Genomic DNA, 16,568 nt, shown 5'->3' with positions numbered 1-16,568 from the left:
GGTAGGCACGCGCACGGCAAACGTTTCACGCGGGGCAGCGGTGCATGGGGAGATGGCGGCAGCAGACCGTCGAACGACGACGGCGTTGCGTCAATGAGCGACGCTGACGCGAAGCATGAAGAAGCGAATGAAGACGCGCGTGACGGCAAATTAGGCAATGCACTTGACAGTCAATGCCGGCGGGCGATTGCGCCGCCGGCAGGGGACTTATGCAAAGGGTTATCAACAGTTGCTGTGGATATCCTTGCCGTCACGTCAGGCAACCCCTGACGGGGGCTCGCTCAGGCGGCCGGCTTCTGGCCGACGGTGAAGGCGATCTCGCCCACGCCGGCGACGCCGGCGCTCACCTTGTCGCCCGGTTCGAGCGGACCGACGCCGGCGGGCGTGCCGGTGAAGATCAGATCGCCGGCTGCGAGCTTCACGCTGCGCGAGATCTCGGCGATCAGGTCGGGCACCGACCAGATCAGTTCGTTGAGGTCGCCCGTCTGACGGTTCTCACCGTTCACGTCGAGCCACACGCGGCCTTCGTTCGGATGACCGACGTCGGCCACGGCGTGCAGCGGGCCGCAGGGTGCCGAGGCGTCGAACGCCTTGCCCCAGTCCCACGGCCGACGCGTGTCTTTGGCCTGCTGTTGCAGGTCGCGACGCGTCAGATCCACGCCCACGCCATAGCCCCACACCAGCGACAGCGCATCGCCGGCATCCACGTTCTCGCCGTCGGCGCCGATGGCGACAACGAGTTCGATCTCGTGATGCAGCTCGTTCGTGAGCGGCGGATAGGGCAGCGTGCCCTCGGCGGGCACGACGGCGTCGGCCGGCTTCATGAAGAAGAACGGCGGTTCACGGTCCGGGTTGCTGCCCATCTCGCGGGCGTGTGCGGCGTAGTTACGGCCGACGCAAAACACGCGGCGCACGGGGAAGCGGGCGTCGCTGCCGGCCACAGAGACCGACGCCTGGGGCGGGGCCGAAATAACGAATTGGCTCATGAGAAGACTCTCGAACAATGTGAGACGAATACCAACAACAAACACAAACCGACGTCGTCCGGGACAAGCCCGGTGACGACGTCGGGAATTCGGATGGCCTGACCGGCGCGCCGGTCCACTGGCTGGCCGCTGACTTGCGGTTACTTGGCGAACACCTGCGACATGTCGGCGAACGCCTTGAACTCCAGCGCGTTACCCGACGGGTCGTAGAAGAACAGCGTTGCCTGTTCGCCGACTTGCCCGGCGAAACGGACATGCGGCTCGATCACGAAGCGCGTGCCCGCCGCGCGCAGCCGGTCGGCGAGTGCGTGCCATGCAGGCATGTCAAGGATAACGCCGAAATGCGGGACGGGAACGTCGTTGCCGTCGACCGGGTTGGTGATGCGCTTGCCGGCGTCTTCCGGCGACAGGTGTGCGACCAGTTGATGGCCGAAGAAGTCGAAGTCGATCCAGTGATCCGAGCTCCGGCCCTCGGCGCAGCCCATCACGTCACCGTAGAACTGGCGGGCCGCAGCGAGATCGTGGACGGGAAAGGCGAGATGGAAAAGCGGCGTGGCCATAAGGGACTCCGGTGCAATGTGGGGTTGAACGACGTCGTGCACAGCGCGTGTCGCGATGGATGCGTCGATTTGCTGTAAATTCTATCCATCGATAAAAATAATCAGAAACGAATAATTCGACCGCTCAGCATAGAAATTTTCGATCCATGATCCGCTACCTGAAAACCTTCGTCACGGCTGCCGAAACCGCGTCGTTCTCGGCGGCCGGCGCGCGTCTCGGGCTGACGCAATCGGCCGTGAGCGCCCAGATCCAGCGTCTCGAAGACGACCTTGGCGTGCAACTGTTCGAGCGCACCGGGCGCGCCGTGTCGCTCTCGGACGACGGACGGCGTCTGCTTGCGCAGGCGCAAGGCGTGATTGCGGGCTATCAGGCGATGCGTGGAGACGCCGGGGCGCAGGGCGGACTGGCGGCGCTCGCACCCATCCACGTCGGCGCGATCCTTACGGTGCAGCTCGGTCTCTTGCCGGGTGCGGTACAACGCTGGACCGCGCTTGGCGCCATGCCGCACCTGAACATCGTGCCCGGCATGTCCGTGCAACTGCTCGCGCAACTCGACGCCAAGGAGCTCGATCTGGCGGTGATGATTCGTCCGCGCATCGGGGTGCCGGCCGACATGAAGTGGCTCACGCTCATGCACGAGCCGTACGTTGCGATTGCGCCGAAGGGCACGCGCGGCGACGTCGCCGACTGGGCGTCGGCGCTGCCGTTCGTGCGCTACAACCGGCGCTCCTACGGCGGCGATCTCGTCGACCGGTATTTGCGACGTCACCGGCTGTGGGTGCGTGAGGGCGTGGAGCTCGATGAGCCCGAGGTGATTCTGCGCATGGTGCGTGCGGGACTCGGATGGTCCATCGTGCCGGCCACGCTCATCGGTCTGCCGGTCGACGCGAAGGCGTCTGGTGCGCCGGTTCGTAGCGCGCCGCGGGGCCGCAGTGCTAACGAGCCCGACAACGTCGCCAAAGCCGCTAAAGCAGCCTCGGGCGTGCAGGTGTTGCCGCTGTCAGGCGCGCCGCTCACGCGCGAGCTTGGGGTGTTGGTGCGTCAGTCGGCGCTCAAGCGAGCGCCCGTCGGTACGTTGATGAAATGTCTTAGCGACGAGGCGGATTCGCAGGGCTGACGTCGTCGGCGGCGCCGGGTGTGGCATCGCGGTTCTCTGCCGACGACGCCATCGCTGCGCCTCCCAGCGCTTGCCACAGCGCAGCGGTGTCCACCAGCCGCGCGCCTTGCGTGTCCAGTCGCGCACGCAGCGCATCGAGGGCCTGACGCTGGGCGTCCAGCAATGCCAGATGGCTGATGCCCCCGGCACGGTAACGCTCGCTTGAGATTCGGTAGGCGTTCTCGGCGCGCTGCGCGGCGTCGGCCTGTGCGGTGAGCTTGTCCGCGTCGGCTTCGAGGGCGCGCATCGCGTCCGCCACTTGCGCGAGACCCAGCAGCACCGTGTCCCGATACGAAGCGAGTGCAGCGTCGTACGCCGCGATGGCCGAGCGTCGCTGCGCACGTAGCTCGCCGCCGCGAAAGAGCGGTTGCAGCAGGTTCATGCCGATGTTCCAGATGTTGATGCCATCGCCCAGATCGGCCGTGCGCATGCGCTGGGTGCCGAAGCTCCCCGTCAGGGTGAACTGCGGATACAGGTTCGCCGTCGCCACGCCGACATCGGCACTCGCTTTATGAAGCATTGCCTGCGCGGCTTGAATGTCGGGCCGCCGCTGGGCCAGCGTCGACGGTAGGGAGACCGGCACCGTCTGCGGCAATTGCAGCGAGGCGATATCGATGGCGGGCGAGGTAAATGCACCGGGCGCCTGACCGACCCAGCGTGCCAACTGATGATCGTATTGCGAAATCTGCAAACGCAGCGCCGGTAATTGCGCTGCCGTTTGCGCGACCAGCGCAGCCTGATTCTGGACGTCGAGCGTTGCCACGCCGCCGACGCGCTCGCGCGAGCGCGTAATGTCGAGCTGCCGGCGTTGCGCGACGAGCATGCCTTCGAGCGCGGCGAGTTGCGCGCGAGCGCTGGCCTGACGCAGCGCGGCGGTGACGACATTGCCGGCGAGCGAGAGCCGTGCCGCGTCGAGTTCGAAGCGCTGATAGTCGACTTGCGCGGCCAGCCCTTCGAGAGCACGGCGATTGCCGCCGAAGACGTCGAGCGTGTACGACACGTCCACACTGGCGTTGTACAGCGTGAACGGCCCGGGGCTCGGCACGCTGGTAATGCCGAACGACGCGAGGTCGACCTGCTCGCGCGTGCCCGAGAGCTTCAGATCGGCCGATGGCAACAGCCGCGCGCCTGCCTGCGCGCGATAGTCCTCCTGCGCCTGCCGCAGCTTGGCTTCGGCCTGTCGCAGTGTCGGACTGTCGTTGAGCGCCTGCGCGACGAGCGCGTTCAGTTCGGCCGAGCCGAAGCGGGTCCACCAGGCAGAGGGCACGTCGGCATCGGTCGTCAGTGTCTGACGTTGACCTTGCGGTGCATTAAGGTCCAACGTACCCGAGGTCGTATCAGGCTGTGCGCCGGTCGTGTATCGCGCGACGGTCGGGGCGTCGGGCGTGCGGAAATCGGGGCCGACAGCGCAGCCCGACAGCGCGCCGGCGAGCACGGACGCCACGCTCAGCCCGCCCATCATGGCGAACGCCGAGGGGCAGGAACTAAGGCGAGAAAGCACGTGGCGGGCGGCTCGCATAGGCGGTTCAGTCGAGCGTGCGTTTATAGAATCTGACGGCCACCGTCATGAGCACGGCGCAGAAAACGAGCAGCGGCCACAGATCGTGCCAGGCATCCGCCCATCCGTTGCCCTTGAGCAGGATGCCGCGAATGAGCCGGTTGAAATACGTCAGCGGCAGCACGTTGCCGATCGCCTGCGCCCACGCGGGCATGCCGCGAAACGGGAACATGAAGCCGGACAGCAGCATGTTCGGCAGAAAGTAGAACACGGTGAGCTGCATCGCCTGCAACTGGTTCTGCGCGAAAGACGAGAGCGCGATACCGACCGTCAGGTTGGCGGCGATGAAGACGAGCGCCGACAGATAGATGGCGATCACGCTTCCCTCGAACGGCACATGAAACACGAAGCGCGCCGCGATCAGGATGATGCTCGCCTGAATCAGACCGATGGCGATGTACGGCACGATCTTGCCCGTCATCACTTCGATGGGCAGCACCGGTGTCGCGAGCAGATTCTCCATGGTGCCGCGCTCACGCTCGCGCACGATCGCCAGCCCCGTCATCATCGCGAGCGTCATGGTGAGGATCACGCCCATCAGGCCGGGAATGATGTTGTACTGCGTGATGCCTTCGGCGTTGTACAGACGATGCACCTGCACGTCGAATGCACTCTGTCCGCCTGCCAGCCCGGCCAGTGGTCCGGTCAGGTCCTTCTGCGCGACGGACTGTGCGATGGCGGGCAGTGCACCGAGCGCGGAGGCCATCGCCATCGGGTCGGTGGCATCGGCTTCGACGAGCAGGGCGGGGCGCTCGCCACGCAACAACCGTCGTGTGAAATCGGTCGGGATATTGAGCACGAACTGCACGCGGCCCTGTGCCAGCGCAGCACGGCCAGCCTCTTCGCTCGACAGCGTTTCCGTGAGGCGGAAGTATTCGGAGTGCTCCATTGCGGCGACGAAGCTGCGGGTGAACTCGCTGTCGTCGTGCATCAGCACGGCGGTGGGCATGTGCTTCGGATCGGTATTGATGGCGAAGCCGAAGAGCGTCAGTTGTACGAGCGGCACGGCGACGATCATGGCGAACGTCACCCGGTCGCGCCGCAGTTGCAGGAATTCCTTGCAGACGATGCTCCACCAGCGGGCGATGGAGAACCCGAGCGGCGCGCTCACGTCCCGTCCCCGAAGTTGTCCTTGGCGTGACTCATCAGATAGATGAACACGTCTTCCAGACTCGTGTCGATGGGCGTTACGCGAAGGCCGCGCGTATCGGCCAGATCGCGAAGCAGTTTGCCCAGCGCGTCGGCATCCGTGCCGCTCACATGCAGGGCGCTGCCGAACGCGACCGTTTGCGCCACGGCGGGTTGCTCGCGCAGTTCCCGGGCGAGATCGACGAGATCGTCGCCATGCACGGTCCACGTCGACAGGTGCTGGCTTTCGATGACTTCCGCTGCCGAGCCTTGTGCCAGCAATTCGCCGTACGAGATGTACGCGAGCTTGTGGCAGCGCTCGGCTTCGTCCATGTAGTGGGTGCTGACCAGTACCGAAATGCCGCGTGCGGCCAGCTCGTGCAGTTCCTCCCAGAAGTCGCGACGGGCGGTCGGGTCCACCCCGGCGGTCGGCTCGTCGAGCAGCAGGACCTGCGGCTCGTGCAGCATGCACGCCGCCAGCGCCAGCCGCTGTTTCCATCCGCCCGAGAGCGAGCCCGTGAGTTGATTGGCGCGCGCTTTGAGGCCGAGCCGTTCGATGGCCTGCTCGACGGTGTCCTTGCGGTTCGGCATGCCGTACACGCGGGCGACGAAATCGAGGTTCTCGCGAATCGTCAGGTCTTCCCAATAGGAGAAGCGCTGCGTCATGTAGCCCACGTGCCGCTTGATCTGCGCACTCTCGCGCACGATGTCGAAGCCCAGGCACGTGCCGCTGCCGGAGTCGGGCGTGAGCAGGCCGCACATCATGCGAATGCAGGTGGTCTTGCCGCTGCCGTTCGGTCCGAGAAAGCCGAAGATCTCGCCGCGCCGGACCTGCATCGACAGGTCCTTCACGACGTGCTTGTCACCGAAGTGCTTGTTCAGTCCGCGCACGTCGATGGCGAGTTCGTTGGGGCTGTCGTGGCTATCGTGGATGTCATGCCCGTTGCGCGCGCCGTCAGCGCCTTTGCCGGACGTCGGTGTCGCGTCGCGTGTCGAGGCAGCGAGACCAGTCATCGACGACTCACCTGTACCGGCTGTCCGGGGTTGAGCTTGATCGCGTCGGCCGGCGCCGGATGTGCCTCGATCATGTAGACGAGCTTGTCACGTGTGTCGTTGCTGTAGATGACGGGCGGCGTGTATTCCGCCTGATTGGCGACGTAGGTGATACGGGCGTCGACACCCGCGCCGCAGCCGTCGCAAGCGATATGCACCGTCTGACCGGCATGCAGGTCGCCGAGCGTGGCTTGCGGCACGAAGAACCGGACCTTGATGTTGGCGGGCGGCAGCAGCCGCACGACTGGGCTTCCCGCCGCGACCCATTCGCCCACGCGATACATCGTGTCGTACACGCGCCCCGGCGCGTTGGCCACCGCGTGCTTCTGCGCGAGTTGCCAGTCGGCCTGCGCCAGCGATGCCCGCGCCACATCGACCTGCGCGGCCTGCGACTGACGCTGCGCCTCGCGCCCGGGCAACCGCGCCACGGCCAGACTGCTCTGCAATTCCTGGACTCGCGCCGTGGTGCTGCGGGCATCGGCACGGCTTGCGTCGAGCTGCTCGCGCGAGATGCCACCGGCGGCGTACTGCGCCTGATCGCGGTCGAACTGGGTGACGGCCTTGTCGCGGGCGGCAATCGCCTGCTGGAGTTGCGCGGCCGAGACGGCAATCTCGTCGGGGCGTTTGCCGGTGCCGAGATCGCGCAACTGGGCTTCGGCACTCGCGAGCGTCTCGCGGGCATGGGCCTGTGCGGCGATCTCGAAGGTGGCTTCGAGATCGAAAAGGGCGTCGCTCGCTTTGACCTGTTGGCCGCGCGCGACGGAAAGCGTCTGCAAGGTGCCGGCCTGTGAGGAGGCGACATAGACGAACTCGCCTTCGACGTAGCCCTGCCACGGCTTGGTGCCGCCGTCGCCGCAGCCTGCCAGCAGGGCGAGCGTCGCCACGGCAGCAAGGGTCATCGCGTTAGTGCACATGCGTGGGGTTGCCGACATGGCGCGCCTCGTGCGTTGCGGGTGTCCGCCGCCACCTTAGCGCAAAAGCGAGAGGCGAGGCAATCGGGACTGGCTCGGCATAAAGTCCGCACAAAGTCGACATAAGGTCGGCATCACCTCGGCGCAAAGGGCATGCCCGTCAAGGTGGCTTTCGGCGAGCGGTGAGACTCTCTGTTATTGTGCGCACATGTCCGGCGGCGCGGGGAGGCGCGAGCGGTGATGGCGCAGCGCCCCGGATCCAATGCAACGGAGCTTGATTGATATGTCTCACGACACGTTCGACGAAAACGACTGGAAGCGATTCCTCAAACACATCGGCGAAGATCCGAACCGCCCAGGCCTGCACGAAACGCCGGCGCGTGTACAGAAGGCATGGCGTCAATGGACGGCAGGCTATGACCAGGACCCGGCCGAGGTGCTCAAGGTCTTCGAAGACGGCGCCGAGCAATACAACGAATTGATCGTGGTGCGCGGTATTCCCGTCTACAGCCATTGCGAGCATCACCTCGCACCGTTCTTCGGCAAGGCGACGATCGGCTATCTGCCCAACGGCAAGATCGTCGGCCTGTCGAAGCTCACGCGTCTGGTCGATTGCTTCGCGCGTCGTCTGCAAGTGCAGGAGCGGTTGACGACGCAAGTCGCCGAAGCGCTGATGACGCACCTGCAACCGAAGGCGGTCGGCGTGGTGGTGTCATGCCGTCACATGTGCATGGAAAGCCGTGGCATTCGCACGGCCGGTGAGGAAACGGTGACGTCGGCGATGCTCGGCGAGTTGCAGCCGAATCTGGCGTTGCGCACGGAATTCCTCGCCCTCGCACGGGACAAGTGATCGCGCAGCGGTTCGCGCCTTTCTACGCGTTCGACTGACGTGTTCGACTTACACGTTTAAATCGCGACGCTCTGAAACGAGAAACGCCAGCGGTGGATGCCGCTGGCGTTTTCTTTTGATGCGTCGCGTTCGCATGGAGGGTGCGACCGGCAAGGTTTCCCGGTCGACGTCACGCCCTCCGCGACGTCAGCAACCTCAGCGACCGTAGCGCGCCACGATCGTCGAGCCGTTCAGCGTATGACCGGCGAGCTTGGCTGCGAGGCCGTTGGCGTCGAGCCCCGCAGGCAGGTCGCCCGGTGCGATATCGGTCGCCGTCACCGTGATGATGTAGTGATGCGGCGTGTCGCCAACCGGCGGGCAAGCGCCGCGATAGGCCTCTGAACCGGTGATGTTCTTGCCGACCGTGATGTTCGGGCCGGTTTTCTCGCCAGCGCCGGCAGGCAGCGATGTCATCGATGCAGGGATGTTGTAGGCAATCCAGTGAACGACACCGCCACCCTTCGCGCCATCCGGATCGGTCATCTTGATGACCACGCTGCGCGTGCCCTGAGGCAGGTTCTTCCATTCGAGCGGCGGGCTCTTGTTCTCCCCGCCGCAGGCGTCGAGGCCAGCGTGGATCGCAGGCAGCAGGGCGCTGTCGGTGAATGCACTGGATGAAACGCTCATGCCTTCCGCACGTGCCGTGCCGGCGAATCCGGCAAGCAGGGTGACGGCCATGGCCGCGGCCCCTGCAATGCGCGTCACGTTCGGGGATGAAAGCCGATTCATAAGCTGCCTCCTATTTGGCAGTTGCAATGATGAGTTTGAATGGTAGTGCAAGCAGGGCTGTGCCCGCCACACCCGCGCACCAGAGCGCCACGAACCATCCCCAGCGAATCCACATGAGCTGCCACGCCGGGCGAGCCATGCCAGGGGTGTGGGCGCCGTCGCGCTCGCGCTGGCGGCGCACGCCGGGACGTACGAGATCAGTGATAGTGCGCATCGTGTGCCACCTTGCCGCGAAAGACCCAGTACGCCAGCATCGTGTAGGCGAGGATCACAGGAATGATGAAGGCCGCGCCCCACATCGTGAACGAGAGACTGGAGTGCGGCGCGGCGGCGTCCCACAGCGTGATGCCCGGCAGAATCGCATAGGGATACGCGCTGATGAGCAGACCGCTGTAGCCGAGGAACACGAGACCGATCGCAAGCCAGAACGGCGTGGCGTCGTGCGCGCGTTGCAGCACGCGACGCATGGCCAGCGTGGCCCCCGCGACCACGAACGGCACCGGCAGGCAGCGCCAGAACCATTGGCCGTCGAACCAGCGTTCGGCCACGAGCGGCAAGCGCAGCGGCGTCCACAACGAGACGATGGCCATGGTGGCGACGAGCGCGATCGTCAACGGCCACGCGAGCACGCGCAGACGACGTTGCAGATCGCCCTCGGTCTTGCCGATCAGCCAGCATGCGCCGAGCAGGGCATAGGTGACGAGCAACCCGAGACCGGTGAACAGATTGAACGCCGTGACCCACGCGAAGGCATCGCCGGCGAACTGTCCGTTCTCGACAGGAATGCCCGACAGGTAGGCGCCGAGGGCCACGCCCTGGAAGAACGTCGCCCCAGCCGATCCGCCGATGAACGCGAGGTCCCACCACTGCCGCGTGCGACGCGACTTGCCGCGAATCTCGAAGGCCACGCCGCGGAAAATCAGACACACGAGCATGAGCACGAGCGGCAGATACAGCGCGGAGAGCAGCACCGAGTAGACCATCGGGAACGCCGCGAGCAGACCGGCGCCGCCGAGCACGAGCCACGTCTCGTTGCCATCCCAGACGGGGGCGACGGAGTTCATCATCGTGTCGCGCTCGCGCGCGTCGGGGAAGAACGGGAAGAGGATACCGATGCCGAGGTCGAAACCGTCGAGCACCACGTAGAGAAAAAGGCCGAGCGCGATGATGGCGGCCCACGCCAGGGTCAGATCCATGAGAAGTCTCGCTATGTCCGGTAAGTGTCGATGCGTGCCGATGCGGGTCGAAGTGTGTCGGGGCGTGTCGGTATGAGCGCGTGTCGTTGTGACCGATGACGATCAGGTCGCGTGCGCGCTGTCGGTGTCGATGCGTCCTGACAGTCCCGACATGGCCGGAATTGCCTGCGGCCCGTGGTGGACGTCATCGGTATGCGATGCGCCCGCCGAGGTGTCAGCCCCGACCGGCCCGCTGCGCAGAATTTTCAGCAGGTAATACACGCCCGTGCCGAACACGAGGAAGTAGGCGAGCACGAGCACCAGCAGCGACACCTGTACCTGCTGCGCGCTCACCGGCGACATGGCATTCGCCGTGCGCATCACGCCGTACACGACCCAGGGCTGACGTCCCGCTTCGGTCGTGACCCATCCGGCGAGCAGCGCGATGAAGCCGGTCGGCGAGAGCAGCAGCATCACGCGGGCGAAGTTGCGCGAGGCGAAGAGCGTGCCGCGACGGCGCAGCCACAGCGCCGCGAGCGCCGCGCCGATCATCGCCAGACCCAGACCGACCATGATGCGGAAGCTCCAGAACACCAGCGGCACGTTGGGACGCTCGTCTTTCGGGAATTCCTTCAGGCCGCGAATCTCGCCGTCCCAGCTATGCGTGAGGATCAGGCTGCCCAGATGCGGCACTTCGATCGCGTAACGCGTGGTCTCGGCCTTCATGTCGGGCCAGCCGAACAGGTTGAGCGGCGTGCCGCCGGTCTTTGTCTCCCAGAGGCCTTCGATGGCGGCGATCTTCGCCGGTTGATGCTCGCGGGTATTGAGCCCGTGCAGATCGCCGACGAAAGCTTGCAGCGGCGCGAAGATGAGCAGCAGCCACATCGCCATCGAGAACATCGTCTTGACGGCCGGGTCGCGACGCCCGCGCAGCAGGTGCCAGGCGCCGGTGCCCGCCACGACGAGCGCAGCCACCACGAACGCGGCAATGCTCATGTGCGCGAGTCGATACGGGAAGGACGGGTTGAAGATCACGTCCCACCACGACAGTACGACCACGCGTCCGTCGACGATCTCGTAACCCTGCGGCGTCTGCATCCAGCTGTTCGACGCGAGAATCCAGAACGTCGAGATCAGCGTGCCGATGGCTACGCAGAGCGTGGCGGCGAAGTGTGCGCGCGGACTCACGCGATGCCAGCCGAACAGCATGATGCCGAGGAACCCGGCTTCGAGGAAGAACGCGGTCATCACTTCATAAGTGAGTAGCGGTCCGGTGACCGCGCCGGCGAAGCTGGAGAAGCCCGACCAGTTCGTGCCGAACTGATAGGCCATCACCACGCCGGAGACCACGCCCATGCCGAAGCACACGGCGAACGCCTTCGACCAGAAGCGGCACAGATCGAGATAGTGCTGCTGACGTGTCTTGAGCCAGAGCCCTTCGAGTACGGCGATGAAACTCGCCAGACCGATGGAGACGGCGGGGAAAATGATGTGAAACGAGACCGTGAACGCGAATTGCAGGCGTGCGAGGTCGAGGGCATCCGGAACGGCAGTCATGTTGCGCTCTATGTATGCAATTAAACCCTGTCTTGTATGGTGATAATTTAGAAATTTCACCACTTGTTTGCATGCATATTAGGCGTTGCTGCGTCGCAGCACGCGTGACAAGTCGTCACATGTGGCGCATTGACGCGGGATCTGCCATCAATCGAATTTGCGCTATTTGTATGTTTTTATTGGGATTTATGTCGGTAGGTGGTGCGGCGTCATGTCACATGCCGTCGAACGTCATCGAGTGGCGTTGGTGGCCGCGTTGATGCGTCGCACGGCCTAACTGAGCAATCCGGCGCCGATGTTGATCGACAGGCCGAGCACCGCCAGATTGAAGAAGAACGAGAGGATGGCCTGTGCGAGGGCCGCCCGACGCATGCGGCGCGACTTCAGCGCGATGTCGGCGGTTTGCGACGCGACCGCGATGGTGAACGAGAAGTACAGGAAGTCCCAGTAGTCCGGATCGCAATCCCGGTCCGGCCAGGCGAGCGCATACGGCGACTCGGTATCGGTGAAGTAAAGCCGCGCGTAATGCAGCGTGTAGATCGTCGGCACGAGAAACCAGCCGGCGATGAGCGTGGCGGCAGCGAACAGAACATGCTCCGAGGCATGCGATGCACCCCCGGCCTTCGCGCTCGCGAGAATGTGAACGATGGCGGCCACGCTGGCGATCGCTGACAGACTGACGACACTCAGCACGATGACGGCGCTCTGGTCCTCCTGCTCGGCGAAGCGCTCGATGCTGCGTTTGGGGGCGGTGACCATCATGAACCAGATCATTGCCAGATACGACCACGCCCCGGCGTTCCAGCCGATCAGCACGCGGGTGACGGTGCTGAACTCTCCCCTGACGACGACCTGCACGAACAGGCCTGCAACCACGCCAATGACAATGGCGATGAGCAATCGCGGGTGGAAGCGGACCAGATGCGGGAAAAGCTTGGCGTTCATGAGCGATGTCCGGGCGGGGCGTGGCAACGGGTGGATCGATTATCCCTCAACGGTGCCATGCCCCGGTTCATGACGGTATCGCCTGTGACCGGGGCATCCTCAGGTTCGGCGCTTCAGCGTGACAGGACCATCGAGACGAAGATGGCATTGTTGATGGCGTGGATGGCGACGGGGACAGCCAGTCCGTGTGTCTTCTTCGCGAGCCAGCCGGTCGTGAGGCCGAACAGGACGAAGAACACGAAGTGTTTCGCATCGAAGTGCACGGACGCGAAGATCACGGCTTGCCAGACGTTGGCCGCCGCGAAGCTCATATGGCGGGTCAGGCCGCCGAGCAGACAGCCCCGGAAGACGAACTCTTCGACGATCGGCACGGCAACGGCGATCAGCAAGTAAGCGAGTCCCGCGCCGCCGGCCTGCCGGGCGCTGAGCACGATGATTTCGTTCCAGACCGGCTTGTCCGCCGTCCCCGGCACGCCATGCCTTGCCATCATCCAGGCGCTGAACGCCGCGATCATGAGCAGAATGGCGGGCCAGATGAACCAGCGCACCTTCCACGTGCCGTAACCGGGCCACTGACGCCCGCCGAACTTCCAGACGGTATGGGCGAGTGCGAGCGAAATGACGCCAAGGGTGATGAAGTGAGCGATGGCCAGTTTCGGCTGTAACAGCGCCGCGCCCGTCGCTGCGACCGGATAGGCAGATACCACCTGACCCAGCATGAACACCGGGATCACCCAACTGGCGAGGCAGAACACGGCGAGTCCATACCAGGCATGCCGCAGGCCGATGCCGTCGAAGATCGCCGGGGTCGGACGGCCTTTGCGGGCGCGCACGGTCCCGACGTAGTGCACCGGAAACATCAGCAGGCCGGGCACCAGCGCGATGCACAGACCGATGGCGAGCAACGTCAGCGCCAATCCCGCGAAGGCCGGATGCAGGGCCGCCGCCGGGTCGATCGTCAGCAGCACGGCGTACGACTGGGAGAGCGGCCAGCGGTTGCCCTTGTCGTGTTCGAGCGACGATTCGATAGCCGCCGACGCAGCTTTGCCGTCGCCGGCGGCGAGCGCCACCGACAGACGCAGCGCGCGGTTTTGCGTCAACTCCGACGCGCTGGGCGGCGTATCGGCGAGCGCACGTTGTGCGCGGGCGGGGTCGCCGGCCTGAAGCCAGGCGCGTGCGCTCGTGTACGGATCGATCTTCAACCCGGCCTGCTGCATTTGCAGCAGGAGGTCGCGCGCCGTGGTGCCCGGCAAGACATCATGCGCGGTGTTGATGCGGGCGTTGGCGAGCCAGGGGACCTTGGGCGCCGGGGCCGCCATCAACAGACGCTTCGCTTGCGTCTTCTCTCCGTTCGACGCGAGATAGCGAACGGCCAGCAACAGCACCGGGGTATCGGGGGCCAGCATGGCGGCTTCCACCGCTTGCTGGCCCGCGTTGCGCTTGTCTTGCGTCGCCTCGTAAGCATTGGCGAGCGCAGCATGCAAACGGGCGCGGTCCTGCGGCGACCACTTGGCCGATGCCGCCAGCAGAGGCGAGCCTTGCTCGATGAGCGCTTTGCCGTACGTGCTTTGCAGCAGATATAGCGCGACCTCCGGAACGTTGGCGAACTTGTCGGTGAGCGTTTGCCGGCAGGCGGAGAAATCCGTTTGCGCCTGACCGGCCCAGCGCAGATCCTCCGACCAGGAATAGGTCTGCATGAACTGGCAACGTGCCAGCGCCAGCTTCGGATCGGCGGGGCGCGCGCGCACGGCTGCGTCGAACGTCGCGACGATCTCGCGATACTTGGCGAGCGACGCGTCATCGACTTGCTGCGTCAGCGTGTCTTGCGTCAGCAGCGGGGTGCCCTTGGTGGGGGCGGCGATGGAAAGGACGGGCAGAAGGCCGAGCACGGCCATCGAGAGCTGGAGCAGGATGCGGTACACGCGAGATTTCCCGGGATATCGTTGTCGTCGACTGCGCTCGCAGTCTGTCTGAATGGCATAACGACCCAAGCATGCCTGAACTGAAGCGAGGCCGGCTATCGGGAAACGATGCGCCATCTGGAGCAAGTCTTCGGAAATCGCGACGCGTCGTCGCTTGCCGTCGTGCGGGGTGCGGCGCACGTTAATGGTGCGCCGCCGCATCGCGATGCGGCATTGTGCCCGTTGCGATGTCATGGAGATGGCGGCCAGCGCTCGCGCCGATTGGCCCTCATTGCGTCATGCCACACGCGCTGAACTCCCCTGGAAGCCCCGTGAAATGGACGTCTACCGTGTTTTGTTCCGTACATGACACCCACTTGGCACGCCAATTGCTAATCCTTGCATAAGGCCAACGGCGGCTGAGTAAGGTAAGCGAAGACAAGCGAATTTTCTGCACCGCATGCATGACCCCGCGAGCGCGGGGATTTCGGGGCAACGGCGTCCCGAAGCTACAGGTCTGTTCACAGGCCGACGGCTTCGGGACGCTTTTTTTTTGGCATCCGCACACGAGGGTATCCATGAGCACGCTCACGCAATCGTTGAAAAGTGGCAACTGGCGCGCGCTGGTTGCGTGTTTTCTCTACTTCGACACCGGTTTCACCGTCTGGGTGATGCTCGGACCGCTGGCCCCGTTCATCGGCAAGGACATTGCGATGACGCCCGCACAGACCGGCTTCCTCGTGGCCGTGCCGGTGCTGGGCGCCGCGATCCTGCGCGTCACGCTGGGCAATCTCTATCAGGCCTACGACGGTCGCAAGATCGCATTGATGGGGCTCGTACTGTCGGCCATTCCGTCGGTCGTGCTGCTGCTGATGCCGGGCACGCCGTCGTACACGTTGCTGCTCGTGCTGGGGGTGTTCCTCGGCGTGGGCGGTGCGAGCTTCGCCGTGGCCTTGCCGATGGCGGGCAGCAACTATCCGCCGAAGGTGCAGGGCCTTGTGCTTGGCCTCGCCGCTGCGGGTAACGTCGGTGCTGTGCTCGACGGTTTCATGTTCCCGGGACTGGCCGAACACTTCGGCTGGGCGCGCGCCGCGGGTGCCGCGCTGCCGCTGCTCGCACTCGCCGGGCTGGCGCTGGTGTTCTGGGCCAAGGATCAGGGCGTGAAGTCGGGTAGCGCGTCGCGTGCGTTCTCGAGCTTCTTCATCACGGTGTTCGGGCTCGTCGCGCTGGTGTTGTGCGTGCATGCGGGCGCTTTCGGCGAAGGCAAGGCGGGCGTGCTGCTGCTGCCGGTGCTCGGTGCGCTGCTCGCCATTGCCGTGCTGCCGCGTCACTATCGTGGTGTGCTCGGTGAGCGCGACACGTGGGTCATCATGCTGGTCTACAGCATCACGTTCGGCGGATTCGTCGGCATGTCGTCGTATGTGACCACGCTGCTGATCTCGCTGTACGGTATGCCGCGCCTCGAAGCCGGTCTGTTCATGTCGCTGCTCGCGTTCCTCGGTGCGCTGGTGCGTCCCATCGGCGGTCTGGTGGCCGACCGCATCTCCGGTGTGCGCGCGCTCGTGTTGCTGCTTGCCGCCATCTCGGTCATCGACTTTGTGTTCGCGGCATGGATGCCGCCGCAAGGCGCCGGTATCGCGCTGCTCGTGCTGATCTACATGTGCTTCGGTCTGGGCAACGGGGCGACGTTCCAGCTCGTGCCGCAACGCTGGCAAGGCAAGACGGGCCTGATGTCGGGCATCATCGGTGCAGCCGGTGGTATCGGCGGCTTCTATCTGCCCGTGATCATGGGTATCGCCAAGGAGTCGACGGGCAGCTATCAGATGGGGTTCGCCACGTTCGGCGCATTGGCGGCGCTCGCCTTCGTGCTGGTGGTTGCGCTGCGCACGCACTGGATGTCGTGGGCCTTGCCCAAGGAAGTGGCGGGTGCGCCGGTGCTCGCCGGTGGTGTCGCGCACGTGGAATAAGCGTGGAGTAGGCGTCGCTCGTCGATTGTCGTGGGCTGACGCCCGCATGCAG

General features: G+C 65.0%; 16 protein-coding genes. 4 read left to right on the top strand and 12 right to left on the bottom strand.

Annotated elements, in window-relative coordinates; all coding sequences use genetic code 11:
* The first annotated feature begins 93 nt into the window (after positions 1–93).
* Complete coding sequence (locus A9762_RS28865; protein WP_170836200.1) at positions 94–270, top strand: hypothetical protein; 177 nt, start codon at positions 94–96, stop codon at positions 268–270.
* 11 nt (positions 271–281) lie between these two features.
* Here A9762_RS28865 and A9762_RS07120 read toward each other — a convergent pair whose 3' ends face one another.
* Together A9762_RS07120 and A9762_RS07115 are read right to left on the bottom strand one after the other, a co-directional pair.
* On the bottom strand, positions 282–986 hold the full coding sequence (locus tag A9762_RS07120; protein ID WP_069341330.1) for a fumarylacetoacetate hydrolase family protein: 705 nt from the start codon (positions 984–986) through the stop codon (positions 282–284).
* Positions 987–1,126: 140 nt separating this feature from the next.
* Positions 1,127–1,546 (bottom strand): VOC family protein, encoded by a 420-nt coding sequence (locus tag A9762_RS07115; RefSeq protein ID WP_069341329.1) that lies wholly within the window; start codon positions 1,544–1,546, stop codon positions 1,127–1,129.
* A 146-nt stretch (positions 1,547–1,692) separates the two neighbouring features.
* Between A9762_RS07115 and A9762_RS07110 the strand changes: the two genes are divergently transcribed.
* On the top strand, positions 1,693–2,664 hold the full coding sequence (locus tag A9762_RS07110) for a LysR family transcriptional regulator (protein ID WP_069341328.1): 972 nt from the start codon (positions 1,693–1,695) through the stop codon (positions 2,662–2,664).
* On the opposite strand, the gene A9762_RS07105 is transcribed toward A9762_RS07110, so the two are convergent.
* The 4 genes from A9762_RS07105 to A9762_RS07090 all read right to left on the bottom strand — a co-directional run bounded on the left by A9762_RS07105 (position 2,636) and on the right by A9762_RS07090 (position 7,374).
* A complete protein-coding gene (locus A9762_RS07105) occupies positions 2,636–4,165 on the bottom strand; it encodes an efflux transporter outer membrane subunit (protein ID WP_139133126.1) in 1,530 nt (509 codons plus the stop codon). The two genes, A9762_RS07110 and A9762_RS07105, sit on opposite strands and share 29 nt — an antisense overlap.
* Before the next feature lie 64 nt (positions 4,166–4,229).
* The gene (locus A9762_RS07100; protein ID WP_069341326.1) at positions 4,230–5,372 is read right to left on the bottom strand and encodes an ABC transporter permease; all 1,143 of its coding nucleotides are present in this window, start codon (positions 5,370–5,372) and stop codon (positions 4,230–4,232) included.
* Positions 5,369–6,403 (bottom strand): ABC transporter ATP-binding protein, encoded by a 1,035-nt coding sequence (locus A9762_RS07095; RefSeq protein ID WP_083253705.1) that lies wholly within the window; start codon positions 6,401–6,403, stop codon positions 5,369–5,371. Before A9762_RS07095 ends, A9762_RS07100 begins: the two co-directional genes overlap by 4 nt.
* On the bottom strand, positions 6,400–7,374 hold the full coding sequence (locus tag A9762_RS07090; protein WP_139133125.1) for an HlyD family secretion protein: 975 nt from the start codon (positions 7,372–7,374) through the stop codon (positions 6,400–6,402). Before A9762_RS07090 ends, A9762_RS07095 begins: the two co-directional genes overlap by 4 nt.
* A 262-nt stretch (positions 7,375–7,636) precedes the next feature.
* Here A9762_RS07090 and folE point away from each other — a divergent pair, with 262 nt between their 5' ends.
* Positions 7,637–8,203, top strand: coding sequence for a GTP cyclohydrolase I FolE (gene folE, locus A9762_RS07085; protein WP_044458260.1), 567 nt, complete (start codon positions 7,637–7,639; stop codon positions 8,201–8,203).
* A gap of 195 nt (positions 8,204–8,398) precedes the next feature.
* Here folE and A9762_RS07080 read toward each other — a convergent pair whose 3' ends face one another.
* From A9762_RS07080 to A9762_RS07060, 6 genes are all read right to left on the bottom strand, one after another.
* Complete coding sequence (locus A9762_RS07080) at positions 8,399–8,971, bottom strand: YbhB/YbcL family Raf kinase inhibitor-like protein (RefSeq protein ID WP_139133124.1); 573 nt, start codon at positions 8,969–8,971, stop codon at positions 8,399–8,401.
* A gap of 10 nt (positions 8,972–8,981) precedes the next feature.
* Positions 8,982–9,185 carry a hypothetical protein gene (locus A9762_RS28460; protein ID WP_139133123.1) on the bottom strand — a complete coding sequence of 68 codons (204 nt, stop codon included), beginning with the start codon at positions 9,183–9,185 and terminating at the stop codon, positions 8,982–8,984.
* Positions 9,169–10,167, bottom strand: coding sequence for a cytochrome d ubiquinol oxidase subunit II (cydB, locus tag A9762_RS07075; protein WP_069341324.1), 999 nt, complete (start codon positions 10,165–10,167; stop codon positions 9,169–9,171). Before cydB ends, A9762_RS28460 begins: the two co-directional genes overlap by 17 nt.
* Positions 10,168–10,269: 102 nt before the next feature.
* A complete protein-coding gene (locus tag A9762_RS07070; protein ID WP_083253704.1) occupies positions 10,270–11,703 on the bottom strand; it encodes a cytochrome ubiquinol oxidase subunit I in 1,434 nt (477 codons plus the stop codon).
* Positions 11,704–11,976: 273 nt separating this feature from the next.
* Positions 11,977–12,648: a DUF1345 domain-containing protein gene (locus A9762_RS07065; protein WP_069341323.1), complete on the bottom strand. Its 672-nt coding sequence runs from the start codon at positions 12,646–12,648 to the stop codon at positions 11,977–11,979.
* A gap of 113 nt (positions 12,649–12,761) precedes the next feature.
* The gene (locus A9762_RS07060; protein WP_069341322.1) at positions 12,762–14,570 is read right to left on the bottom strand and encodes a CPBP family intramembrane glutamic endopeptidase; all 1,809 of its coding nucleotides are present in this window, start codon (positions 14,568–14,570) and stop codon (positions 12,762–12,764) included.
* Positions 14,571–15,127: 557 nt separating this feature from the next.
* Between A9762_RS07060 and A9762_RS07055 the strand changes: the two genes are divergently transcribed.
* The gene (locus A9762_RS07055) at positions 15,128–16,516 is read left to right on the top strand and encodes an MFS transporter (RefSeq protein WP_069341321.1); all 1,389 of its coding nucleotides are present in this window, start codon (positions 15,128–15,130) and stop codon (positions 16,514–16,516) included.
* Positions 16,517–16,568: the final 52 nt, after the last annotated feature.

The organism is Pandoraea sp. ISTKB (genome assembly GCF_001721285.1).
In the GTDB taxonomy this organism is placed as follows: Bacteria; Pseudomonadota; Gammaproteobacteria; order Burkholderiales; family Burkholderiaceae; genus Pandoraea; species Pandoraea capi.
The sequence above is the reverse complement of the archived record's forward strand: the minus strand, read 5'-3'. Positions and strand labels throughout refer to the sequence as shown.